General features: G+C 66.5%; 9 protein-coding genes, 1 tRNA gene and 1 riboswitch. Of the genes, 9 read left to right on the top strand and 1 reads right to left on the bottom strand.

Annotated features, from left to right (window positions below; translation table 11 throughout):
- Nucleotides 1-74: 74 nt before the first annotated feature.
- Both IHE47_RS02035 and IHE47_RS02030 read left to right on the top strand, forming a co-directional pair.
- Nucleotides 75-159, top strand: a tRNA-Leu gene (locus IHE47_RS02035).
- Nucleotides 160-235: 76 nt separating this feature from the next.
- Nucleotides 236-853 carry an HAD-IA family hydrolase gene (locus IHE47_RS02030; protein WP_225561562.1) on the top strand — a complete coding sequence of 206 codons (618 nt, stop codon included), beginning with the start codon at nucleotides 236-238 and terminating at the stop codon, nucleotides 851-853.
- Here IHE47_RS02030 and IHE47_RS02025 read toward each other — a convergent pair.
- Nucleotides 850-1,260 carry a VOC family protein gene (locus IHE47_RS02025; RefSeq protein ID WP_192103715.1) on the bottom strand — a complete coding sequence of 137 codons (411 nt, stop codon included), beginning with the start codon at nucleotides 1,258-1,260 and terminating at the stop codon, nucleotides 850-852. The two genes, IHE47_RS02030 and IHE47_RS02025, sit on opposite strands and share 4 nt — an antisense overlap.
- Before the next feature lie 165 nt (nucleotides 1,261-1,425).
- A riboswitch (glycine riboswitch) is annotated at nucleotides 1,426-1,519 on the top strand.
- A 35-nt stretch (nucleotides 1,520-1,554) separates the two neighbouring features.
- Between IHE47_RS02025 and gcvP the strand changes: the two genes are divergently transcribed.
- The 7 genes from gcvP (at nucleotide 1,555) to IHE47_RS01990 (ending at nucleotide 11,701) form a co-directional block, all read left to right on the top strand.
- Nucleotides 1,555-4,509, top strand: coding sequence for an aminomethyl-transferring glycine dehydrogenase (gene gcvP, locus IHE47_RS02020; RefSeq protein WP_192103713.1), 2,955 nt, complete (start codon nucleotides 1,555-1,557; stop codon nucleotides 4,507-4,509).
- Between the two features lie 294 nt (nucleotides 4,510-4,803).
- Nucleotides 4,804-5,739: a virulence RhuM family protein gene (locus IHE47_RS02015; protein WP_343227422.1), complete on the top strand. Its 936-nt coding sequence runs from the start codon at nucleotides 4,804-4,806 to the stop codon at nucleotides 5,737-5,739.
- Between the two features lie 344 nt (nucleotides 5,740-6,083).
- Nucleotides 6,084-8,231 (top strand): 5-histidylcysteine sulfoxide synthase, encoded by a 2,148-nt coding sequence (gene ovoA, locus IHE47_RS02010; protein WP_225561561.1) that lies wholly within the window; start codon nucleotides 6,084-6,086, stop codon nucleotides 8,229-8,231.
- Nucleotides 8,232-8,514: 283 nt separating this feature from the next.
- Nucleotides 8,515-9,678: a PatB family C-S lyase gene (locus tag IHE47_RS02005; RefSeq protein WP_192103711.1), complete on the top strand. Its 1,164-nt coding sequence runs from the start codon at nucleotides 8,515-8,517 to the stop codon at nucleotides 9,676-9,678.
- Nucleotides 9,679-9,880: 202 nt separating this feature from the next.
- Entirely contained in the window at nucleotides 9,881-10,243 is a 363-nt protein-coding gene (locus tag IHE47_RS02000) for a metalloregulator ArsR/SmtB family transcription factor (RefSeq protein ID WP_192103709.1), read from the top strand.
- Nucleotides 10,221-10,718, top strand: coding sequence for an SRPBCC family protein (locus IHE47_RS01995; protein ID WP_192103707.1), 498 nt, complete (start codon nucleotides 10,221-10,223; stop codon nucleotides 10,716-10,718). The genes IHE47_RS02000 and IHE47_RS01995 overlap by 23 nt, the downstream gene beginning before the upstream one ends.
- Nucleotides 10,719-10,816: 98 nt before the next feature.
- Entirely contained in the window at nucleotides 10,817-11,701 is an 885-nt protein-coding gene (locus IHE47_RS01990; RefSeq protein ID WP_225561560.1) for an alpha/beta hydrolase, read from the top strand.
- The last annotated feature ends 240 nt before the right edge of the window (nucleotides 11,702-11,941 follow it).

Below are 11,941 nucleotides of genomic sequence, written 5' to 3'. Positions count from 1 at the left end.
CAAAGTGTTGACAGGACGCGGACTGATCCCTAATCTACGCGGCTCACGCAGCCCGAAAGGCATGCGCGACACCTGCCCAGGTGGCGGAATTGGTAGACGCACTAGTTTCAGGTACTAGCGGGTAAAACCGTGGAGGTTCGAGTCCTCTCCTGGGCACCAATTGTAGACGAAGCCCGCAGCGATGCGGGCTTCGTCGTTTCTGCGATACGCACGCGCCGCAACGGGTGAGCCGCCGATGACGCCTTCGCCGCATGTCCTCGCCGCCCGGCGCCACTGGGTGTTCGACCTCGATGGCACGCTGACCGTCGCCGTGCACGACTTCGCCGCGATCCGCCGGGCCCTGGGCATCCGCGCCGACGAGGACATCCTCGCCCACATCGCCGCCCTGCCCGCGCACGAGGCCGATGCCAAGCGCGCCTGGCTGCTCGGGCACGAGCACGCGCTTGCGCAGGCTTCGCGCCCCGCCGACGGCGCAGTGAACCTGGTGCGCTTGCTCGCCGCGCGCGGCTGCCGGCTTGGCATCCTCACCCGCAACCTGCGCGAGCTGGCCCTGCTTTCGCTGGAGGCGATCGGCCTGGCCGACTGCTTCGACCCGGCCGACGTGCTCGGTCGCGAAGACGCGCCGCCGAAACCCGATCCCGCCGGCCTGCACCGCCTGGCCGGGCATTGGGCGGTCGAGCCGGCCCGCCTGGCCATGGTCGGCGACTACGCCTACGACCTGGCCTGCGCCCGCGCCGCCGGCGCGCAGGCCGTGCTGGTGAGCCTGCCGCGGAACCCGTGGCCCGACCTGGCCGACTGGCACTTCACCGACTGCGGCACCTTGGCCGCGGCACTGGGCACCACGGCCGGCTAGATGCCCGACGCCGGCCCTTTCAGCTCGACCATGTTGCCCTGCGGGTCGTAGCAGTAGATCGACGGCCCTTCGCCGTGCGCACCGTAGCGCGAACCCAGCTCGCCGATGCGCACGCCATGCGCCCCGAGGTGGGCGAGGATCGCCGCCTCGTCGTAGTCCTCCACGCGCAGGCAGAGGTGATCCATGTTGTGGCCCTCGCTGCCCGGCGCCGCGCCGCCCGCGCGGCCGAGCCTGCCGTCCATGCCCACCAGGTCGATCAGCGAAGTACCTGCGCGCAGCTGCACCAGCCCGATCCCGTCCTGGCGGCGTTCCTCGCGGCAACCCAGCACATCGCAATAGAAACGCCGCATCGCCTCGAGGTCGATGGCGCGCAGCACGACGTGGTCGATTTCGCCGATGCGGATCATGGAAACACCTGGGCCGGGCGGAGAGCGGAGCATAGCGCCCAGCCGACCCCGCCCCTGTATAATCGGCGGCTGAAAACGCAAGGTGGGAGAAGCGGCCGTTCCCCGGAACGCACCGCTGCCGAAGGCGCAACGCCCGTAATCGCTCAGGCCCCATACCATCCTGCGCAACAGCACTCTGGAGAGAGCGGTTCGATCCGCCGCCGAAGGGGCACGAGGCTCACGCCTCCAAACTCTCAGGCAAAAGGACAGAGGGGCGCCCGCGTGCGGCATGCACGCAGACTTCGGACGCCCCTCATGAGCCAGAACTCCCCCTCCCTGCGCGAGCTGGAAAACCACGACGCCTTCATCGCGCGCCATATCGGCCCCAACGATGCCGAGATCGCGCACATGCTGCGCATCGTCGGCCATGATTCGCTGGAGGCCATGACCGACGCCATCGTGCCCGCGAAGATCAAGTCCGCCGCGCCGCTGGCACTGCCGACCGCGATGAGCGAAGTGGAGGCGCTGGCGAAGATCCGCGCCATCGCCGACAAGAACCAGGTGTTCCGCAGCTTCATCGGCCAGGGCTACTACGGCACGCACACGCCCAACGTCATCCTGCGCAACATCCTCGAGAACCCGGCCTGGTACACGGCCTACACGCCGTACCAGGCGGAGATCTCGCAGGGCCGCATGGAGGCGCTGATCAACTTCCAGACCATGTGCGCCGACCTCACCGGCATGGAGATCGCCAACGCCTCGCTGCTGGACGAAGCCACCGCGGCGGCCGAGGCGATGACGCTGGCCAAGCGCTCGGCCAAGGCCAAGGGCAACGTGATCGTGGTGTCCGGCGATGCGCACCCGCAGACGCTCGAGGTGATGCACACGCGCGCCGAGCCGCTGGGGCTAACGATCAAGCAGGCCAACTCCGCCGAGGAATGGGACGCCGCGATCGCCGCGGACGACTACTTCGCCGCGCTGATCCAGTACCCGGCCAGCAGCGGCTGGCTGATGGACTGGAGCGGCGACGTCGCGAAGATCCACGCCAAGGGCGCGCTGGCGATCTTCGCCACCGACCTGCTGGCGCTGACCCTGCTGAAGACGCCGGGCGAGATGGGCGCGGACATCGTGATCGGCAACTCGCAGCGCTTCGGCGTGCCGTTCGGCTTCGGCGGCCCGCACGCCGCCTTCATGGCCTGCCGCGACGCCTACAAGCGTTCGATGCCGGGCCGCCTGATCGGCGTGTCCATCGACGCCGAAGGCAACAAGGCCTACCGCCTCACCCTGCAGACGCGCGAGCAGCACATCCGCCGTGAGAAGGCCACCAGCAACATCTGCACCGCGCAGGTGCTGCTGGCCGTGATGGCCTCGATGTACGCCGTCTACCATGGCCCGGAAGGCCTCACCCGCATCGCCACGCGCGTGGCGCGCCTCGCCGCCATCCTCAGGGCCGGCCTGCAGCAGCTGGGCTTCACCGCCGCCCACCACGACACCGCGTTCGACACGATCAGCCTGAAGACCGGCGAGCGCACCGACGCCATCGCGGCGCGCGCACTGACGATGGGCGCCAACCTGCGCAAGGCCTGGGGCGAGTACCTGTGCATCTCGCTGGACGAGACCACCACGCGCGCCGACATCGAACTGCTGTGGCGCATCTTCGGCGGCGACGACGCCAAGCTGCCCAGCATCGACGAACTGGATACCAGCGCGCCGTCGCTGATCCCGCCGGCGCTGCGGCGCACCTCGGCCTTCCTCACGCATCCGGTGTTCAACACCCACCACAGCGAGCACGAACTGCTGCGCTACCTGCGCGCGCTGGCCGACAAGGACCTGGCGATGGACCGCACGATGATCCCGCTGGGCTCGTGCACCATGAAGCTCAACGCCACCGCCGAGATGATACCGGTGACGTGGCCGGAGTTCGGCAACATCCATCCGTTCGCGCCCGCCGCGCAGACGCAGGGCTACCAGGAACTGATCGCCGGGCTGGAAGCGCAGCTGGTCGAAATCACCGGCTACGACGCGGTGAGCCTGCAGCCGAACTCCGGCGCGCAAGGCGAATACGCCGGCCTGCTGGCGATCCGCGCCTATCACCAGTCGCGCGGCGAAGGCCACCGCGACATCTGCCTGATCCCCGAGTCCGCCCACGGCACCAATCCCGCTTCCGCGCAGATGTGCGGCATGAAGGTGGTGGTCACCAAGTGCGACGCCAACGGCAACGTGGACCTGGCGGACATCCGCGCGCAGGCCGAGAAGCATTCGGCCAACCTCGCCGCGATCATGCTCACCTACCCGTCCACCCACGGCGTGTTCGAGGAGGACGTGGTGGCGATCTGCGACATCGTCCACCAGCACGGCGGACAGGTGTACACCGACGGTGCCAACATGAACGCGCTGGTCGGCGTGGCCAAGCCCGGCAAGTGGGGCTCGGACGTCAGCCACCTCAACCTGCACAAGACCTTCTGCATCCCGCACGGCGGCGGCGGCCCGGGCGTGGGCCCGTGCGCGGTGCGTTCGCACCTCGCGCCGTTCCTGCCCTGTACCTATGCCGACATCCATGTCGGCGAAGGTCAAGAAGCGGCCATCCATGGCCGCACTCCTCACAACAGCCGCTCCGTGGGGATGGTTTCTGCCGCGAGCTACGGCAGCGCGTCGATCCTGCCGATCTCGTGGATGTACATCACGCTGATGGGCACGGCAGGCTTGCGCAAGGCCACCCAGGTGGCACTGCTCAACGCCAACTACATCGCCAAGCGCCTCGCCGCGCACTACCCCACGCTGTACACCGGCCGCAACGGGCTGGTGGCGCACGAGTGCATCCTCGACCTGCGCCCGATCAAGGACGCCACCGGCATCAGCGCGGAGGACGTGGCGAAGCGCCTGATCGACTTCGGCTTCCACGCGCCCACGCTGTCCTTCCCGGTGGCCGGCACGCTGATGGTGGAGCCCACCGAGAGCGAGTCGCAGCACGAACTGGACCGCTTCATCGACGCCATGATCCAGATCCGCGACGAGATCCGCGCGGTGGAAGACGGCCGCCTCGACCGTGACGACAACCCGCTGCGCAACGCCCCGCACACCGCGTTCGCGGTGAGCGCCAGCGAGTGGACGCACGCCTACCCGCGCGAACTGGCCGCCTTCCCGCTGCCTTCGCTGAGGTTGCAGAAGTACTGGTCGCCGGTGGCCCGCGTGGACAACGTCTACGGCGACAAGAACATCATGTGCGCCTGCATCCCGGTGGATGCATACAAGGAAGACGTCGAAGCGTGATCGCCCTGCTCCCCTCTCCCGCTTGCGGGAGAGGGGCCGGGGGAGAGGGCAGCTTTTCGCAGGATGCACACACCCTCTCCCCACCCCCTCTCCCGCAAGTGGGCGAAGGGCTCAAGATCAAAGCCCCGCCATGCGCGGGGCACCGAGCAACTTTCGGCGGTGGCGCAATGGTGCGTGTTCATGCGCAACGAACCACAACTTTCCAGGCTGGCTGGATGAGTCCTCGGACATGACCATTCCGGGCAGCAAACTCCCCATCGATCGGCTCGAACAGATGTTGCCGGAGGCGCAACGGTGAAATCCAAGCCCACCAGACTCATCCGCAACAGCACCGCCGAGTTCCTGATCTTCACCGGTCAGGCGGGCGAGCAAAGCATCGAGGCGCGCTACGAGGATGAAACCATCTGGCTTTCGCAGAAGCTGATGGCCGAGCTGTTTGCCGTGGACGTGCGTACGGTCAGCGAGCACCTGAAGAACATCTTCGCCAGTGGTGAATTGGTGGAGGACTCAGTTATCCGGAAATTCCGGATAACTGCTGCCGACGGCAAGACCTACGCCACCCTGCACTACAACCTCGACGCCATCATCTCGGTGGGCTACCGGGTCAATTCGGTGCGGGCCACGCAGTTTCGTCAGTGGGCCACCGGCGTGCTGCGCGAGTTCGCCATCAAGGGCTTCGTGCTGGACAGGAAGCGGCTGGAAAACGGCGGATTCCTGGGCGAAGACTACTTCGAGCGCCTGCTCGCGGAAATCCGCGAGATCCGCCTGTCGGAACGCAAGTTCTACCAGAAGATCACCGACATCTACGCCACGGCGCTGGACTACAACCGCGACGCGCCCACCACCCAGGCGTTCTTCGCCAAGGTGCAGAACAAGCTGCACTTCGCCATCCACGGCTCCACCGCCGCCGAACTGATCGTGCAACGGGCGGATGCGGACAAGCCGCACATGGGGCTGACCAGTTGGGAGCAGGCCCCGGAGGGCAGGATCCTCAAGACCGATGTGGGCATCGCCAAGAAATACCTGAGCCGCAAGGAACTGGAGGCGCTTGGCCGCATCGTCAACGCCTACCTCGACCTGGCCGAGGAACGCGCCCAGCACAAGATTCCCATGACGATGGAAGACTGGGCCAGGCGACTGGATGCCTTCCTCGAATTCACCGAACGCGACATCCTGCAGGACTCCGGCAGGATCAGCGCCGAAATGACCAAGGCGCACGCAGCAAGCTAGTTCGAGAAATACCGCATCGTGCAGGACCGCCTGTTCGAGAGCGATTTCGACCGGGCGATCAGGCGGATCGCCAGTCCTGACAAGAGTGAGAGCCGGTCCGGGAAAAATTGACGTGGACTGGCTCCCCAGCCCGGATCGCCCGATCTGGATGGTTGCAACGACACTGGCTTGCGCTTCGACCCGTTGACCATCCGGGCTGAGCCTCCGGATGTATTGCATCATGGAACGTTGTCACCCCAAGGGGTTGCGCAATCCCGGTGAGGCTCACGACGGGCGACGTGCCAGAATACGGAACCCGCTGCGCCTGACACCCATCCATTCCCCGGGATCGAGAGGTCATCGCCTTGAACGCTTTCACGCTTGCCGAACCCAGCCAGCGCACCGCCGCCACCACGCCGCTGCCGCGCACGCCGAACCTGCACGAAGCCGATCCCGCGCGCATGCGCCAGACGCTGCGCGACTACTTCACCAGCACCTTCGACCGCTACGAGTCGCTGTTCGAGACGCTCGCCGCCGACGCGGCCTGGTACGAGCCGCCGATCACGCTGCGCCATCCGCTGATCTTCTACTACGGCCACACCGCGACGTTCTTCGTCAACAAGCTGCTGCTGGCACGGATGATCGAGCAGCGCATCGATCCGCACCTCGAATCCGTGTTCGCGGTGGGCGTGGACGAGATGAGCTGGGACGACCTCGACGACACCCATTACGACTGGCCCGGCGTGGCCGAGGCGAAGGCGTATCGCGACAAGGTGCGCGCGCTGGTGCTGCGCCTGATCGACGAAGCGCCGCTGACCTTGCCGATCGGCTGGAACAACCCGTGGTGGGCCATCGTGATGGGCATCGAACACGAGCGCATCCACCTGGAAACCTCGTCGGTGCTGATCCGCCAACACAAGCTCGCCTATGTGAAGCCGCATCCCGCCTGGCGGCCATGCACGGAGAGCGGCGCAGCGCCGGAGAACACGCTGGTGAAGGTGCCGGCAGGCAGCGTCGCGCTGGGCCGCTCCATCGACAGCGCGGCCTACGGCTGGGACAACGAATACGGCAAACACGAGGCCGAGGTGGCCGCCTTCGAGGCCAGCCGCTTCCTCGTGAGCAACGGTGAATTCCGCGCCTTCGTGGAGGACGGCGGCTACGCCCAGGCCGGCTGGTGGGACGAGGAAGGCAACGGCTGGCGCGAATTCGCCAAGGCCAGCCATCCCACGTTCTGGCGCCGCTCGGCGGACGGCTGGAAGCTGCGCCTGATGACCGAGGAAGTGGCCATGCCGTGGGACTGGCCGGTGGAGACGAACTACCACGAGGCCAGGGCGTTCTGCCGCTGGAAATCCGCGCACAGCAGCCAGCCGGTGCGCCTGCCCACCGAGGACGAGTGGTATCGCCTGTACGCCGAAAGCCGTCGCGGCGCGCCGCACGGCGAAACGCCGGGCGCGAACCTCAACCTCGCGCACTGGGCCTCGTCCTGCGCGGTGGACCGCTTCGCGCAGGGTGAGTTCTTCGACGTGGCCGGCAACGCGTGGCAGTGGACGGAAACGCCGATCTATCCGTTCGAAGGTTTCGCGGTGCATCCGATCTACGACGACTTCACCACGCCCACCTTCGATGGCCGCCACAACCTGATGAAGGGCGGCTCGTGGATCGCCACCGGCAACGAGGCCGAGGCCGCTTCGCGCTACGCCTTCCGCCGCCATTTCTTCCAGCACGCAGGCTTCCGCTACGTGGTGTCCAAGCACATGAAACCCGCCCCTGCCTCGCACTACGAAACCGACAAGCTGCTCAGCGAATACGCCGAGTTCCACTACGGCGACAGCTACTTCGGCGTGCCGAATTTCTCCAAGGCACTGGTCGAGCTGGCGCTGGGCGCGCTCGACGGCTCGCCGAAGCGCAAGGCGCTTGATCTCGGCTGCGCCTCGGGCCGCGCCAGCTTCGAGCTGGCGCGCCACTTCGGCCACGTCACCGGCGTGGATTTCTCCGCGCGCTTCATCGGCCAGGGCGTGGCGCTGGCGCGCGGCGACAGCCTGCGCTACCTGCTGCAGGACGAAGGCGAGCTGGTCGAATACAAGTCGCGCAACCTCGCCGAGCTGGGCCTGGCGGACACCGCGGCCAGGGTGGAGTTCTTCCAGGGCGACGCCTGCAACCTCAAGCCGCAATTCGGCGGCTACGACTTCGTGCTCGCCGCCAACCTGATCGACCGTCTGTACAACCCGGCGCAATTCCTCGAAGCCATCCACGAACGGCTGAACCCGGGCGGCATCCTGATGATCGCCTCGCCCTACACCTGGCTGGCCGAACACACGCCGCGCGCGGACTGGGTCGGCGGCTTCAAGAAGGACGGCGAAAGCTTCACCACGCTGGATGGGCTCGACGCCATCCTCGGCGTGCACTTCGAACGGCTGGGCGAACCGCGCGAAGTGCCGTTCGTGATACGCGAGACGCGGCGCAAGTTCCAGCACACCTTGTCCGAGGTGACGCTGTGGCGGCGGCGCGCGTGAGTCGGTTGGATCGCTTCATCCCGGCACTTCTCCCCTCTCCCTCCGGACGCGGGGAAGGGGCAGGATGCCCCTGCTCTGAGGAGCGAGGAAGAGGGGCTGGGGTAGAGGGTCCGGTCGAAGCGCGTTGCAGGCGTCTTGCGCAAGCCACCAACCTATCGCTCCGCCCGAACCCTCTCCCGCCCTTCGGGCACCCTCTCCCGAAGGGAGAGGGACTCACCAGCCAAAGCTCGCGCACACTCGAATCCCGCTTCGTGGTTGTCCGACATCGTTCGCGGGGCTGCTCATGAGCTTCGACTTCGACCAGCCCATCGACCGCCTTGGCAGCCACGCGCTGAAGTTCGACGGCCGCCGGCAGAAATTCGGCAGCGACGAGGTCAACCCGCTATGGGTGGCCGACATGGATTTCGCCGCACCGCCGTGCGTGGTCGAGACATTGCGGGAACGCGCGCTACACCCAATCTACGGCTACACGCAGTACCCCGAAAGCCTGCAGCAGGCGCTGATCGGCTGGTGCATGCGCCGCTATCGCTGGCACGTCGAACGCGACTGGCTTGTGCCTGCTTCCGGCGTGCTGGCCGCCCTGTCCGCCGCCGTGCAGGCATGCACTGCCGCTGGCGATGCGGTGATCGTGCAGCCGCCGGTCTACCCCGGCCTGTTCCGCGCCGTGGAAGACAGCGGCCGACGCCTGCTGCACAACCCGCTGCGCGAAACCGGCGACCGCTACACGATGGACCTCGCGCAACTCGAACAGCAGGCCCGCGATGGCGCGCGCGCCCTGCTGCTGTGCAACCCGCACAACCCGGTCGGGCGCGCGTGGATGCCGGACGAACTCGGCGAAGTGCTGCGCATCGCGCGCCGCCACGGCCTCACCGTGATTGCCGACGAAGTGCACGGCGACCTCGCATTGCCCGGCGCCGGCTATTGCCCGCTGGGCAGCCTGACGCAGGCGGACGACCGCGTCATTGCCCTGCTCTCACCCGGCAAGACGTTCAACCTGCAAGGGCTGGGGCTGTCCATGCTGGTGGCCAGCCGCGACGACCTGCGCGTCGCATTGCGCAGGACGGTCGTCGCCGCGCACCTGGCCGACGCCAATCCCTTCGACGTCGCCGCGGCGGAAGCCGCCTGGCGCGAAGGCGATGCATGGCTGGACGCGCTCAAGCTCTACCTGGGCGGCACACGCGACTTCGTCGCCGACCACACGCGCACGCGCATCCCCTCGATCCGCCTGGCGCCGGCCGAAGCCGGCTACCTGCTGTGGCTGGACTGCCGCGCGCTGGGCATGGACGACACGGCGCTGCGCGATTTCTTCATCCGTCGTTGCAAGCTCGGCCTGAATCCCGGCATCGACTTCGGCCCCGGCGGCAGCGGCTTCATGCGCATGAACATCGGCACGCCGCGACGCAATGTCGAGGCTGCGCTGGATGCCATCGAAGCGGCGCTGGCCTGATTCTTCCCGCCAAAGCCAAAAGCTGCTCCCGACCCTGAGGAATTACCCGGCGTCTTGGGCTGGTTGCCGCAAAGCCGCCGTCGGAACTTTGCCCTCGCCCGGCATGCGCAGTCCGGGACTCTGAGCGGCGGAGCAGCCACGTGCGATTTGGCCCGTGGTCATCCACTTGCAAATCCCTTGTGCGCGACATACAGTGAACCACATGGTTCACTATCAAGCCCGCCTCGACGCCACGTTTGCCGCGCTCTCCGATGTCACCCGACGTGGCGTGCTGGAGCAGCTCGGGCGTGCGGACGCCTCGGTCACCGACCTTGCCCAAAAGTTCCAGATGACCCTCACGGGCATGAAGAAGCACGTCAGCATCCTGGAGCAGGCGGGGCTCGTGACCACGGAGAAGATCGGGCGCGTACGAACCTGCAGGCTCGGGCAGCGCCGGCTGGAAGAAGAGACCGCCTGGATCGAGCAGCACCGCCAACTGTGGAGTGCGCGTTTCGATGCACTGGACGAGATTGTCGAAAACTTGAACCGCAAGGAGAAGGCAAATGCCCGAAGCAAAAGAAGCTAGTTCCGCCGCCACCCACCGCACCGTCGTGGAGCGCAAGTCCGACCACGAACTCGTCGTGACGCGAACGTTCGACGCCCCGGCGCACATCGTGTTCGAAGCATGGAGCAACCCCGAACTGTTCAAGCTCTGGTGGATTCCGAAGTCGGCGGGCATGTCGCTGGTCTCGTGCGACATGGATGTCCGCACCGGTGGCACGTATCGCCTCGTTTTCAGCCATCCGGCCTTCGATCAGCCGATGACGTTCTTCGGCACGTACCGGGAAGTCGCGCCGAACAAGCGCATCGTCTGGACGAACGAGGAAAGCGACCAGGGCGCCGTGACCACGGTGACGTTCGAGGAAGACGCCGGCAAGACGCTGGTCACCTTCCACGAACTCTACCCGACCACGGAGGCCCTCGACGAAGCCCTCGCCGGCTCGGCGGAAGGCCTGCCCGAACAGTTCGCGCAGCTGGACGAGTTGCTCGCCGGCAGGTAGTGACCACGTCGCGGGCACCGACGCATGGAAGCGATGCCGATGGAACACACGATCATCGCCGCGCCGGCCAGTCCGGCGCCACGTGAGGTGAGGACGACATGCTCAGACGCGATTTCCTGAAGACCGCCATGGCGACCGCCGTGCTGGCTGCGGCCCCTCCCGTTCAAGCCAGGAAGACTCCCGCCATGTCGAACGGGCATTTTGCCGATGTCGATGGCCAGCATCTCTTTTACAGCGTGCACGGCGCCGGCAAGCCGCTCATTCTCCTCCACGGCGGCATCGACCCGGACAGCTTCGGCAGCAACCTGGCCGAACTGGCCAAGGGCCGGCAGGTGATCGCCCCGCACCTCCAGGCACATGGGCGCACGCCAGACACCAACAGGCCACTGCGCTGCGAAACGATGGGTGACGACATTGCCGCCCTGATCGACCATCTGAAACTCGGCAAGGCTGACGTCATGGGCTACTCGCTGGGCGCCAGCGTCGCGCTGCAGACCGCCATCCGCCATCCGGACGTGGTCGATCGGCTCGTGATCGTGTCCGAAGCCATGAGGCAGGACGGCTTTTATCCGGAGGGAGTGGCGGCCTTCAAACAGCTGGAGGCCAACGCGGCCACGCTAGGCCCTGGCGTCAAGGCATCACCGTTGGGGCAGGCCTATCCCGATGTCGATTGGACCAAGCTCTTCCGGAAGGTCGGCGACATGACCAAACGCCCCTTCGACTGGAGCGCCGAGGTCGCCAGGCTCCAGGCACGCACGCTGCTGGTCTATGCCGACGCCGATGCCATCCGGCCCGAACACATGGTCGAGTTCTGGAAGGCGTTGGGAGGCGGCCAGCGCGACGCCGGCATCGATGGCTCCCTGCGGCCCGCAAACCAGCTCGCCATCCTGCCGAACACCACCCACTACACGATCCCAGTCGATCCGATGCTGCCGGAGATCGTCGGGCGCTTCCTTGGAGCTGCATTGAAGGCAGTAAGTTAGGGGCCATACCTTAATTGCCTTCGTCCCCTTACTCCTAACTCCGGCTTAGCGGCGAAAAGTGTCCCGGCCCTACGCGTCAGTTCAAGCAACCTAGACAATGGATTCATTGGCTCTAGCAGGCTGTTGAGAAACCCCTATCGCCAAGCCGATCGATCGATTTTGTTGATCGAAAACCCCCGGTAATGGCGCCCCCCGGACGCACGTTTCCTCAGGTCGGCGAGGGATTCCACCACTCGCCGA

The sequence above is a fragment of the Rhodanobacter sp. DHB23 genome (genome assembly GCF_014842975.1).
In the GTDB taxonomy this organism is placed as follows: Bacteria; Pseudomonadota; Gammaproteobacteria; order Xanthomonadales; family Rhodanobacteraceae; genus Rhodanobacter_A.
Note: the sequence above shows the minus strand (reverse complement) of the source record. Positions and strands in the feature narration are given on the sequence as shown.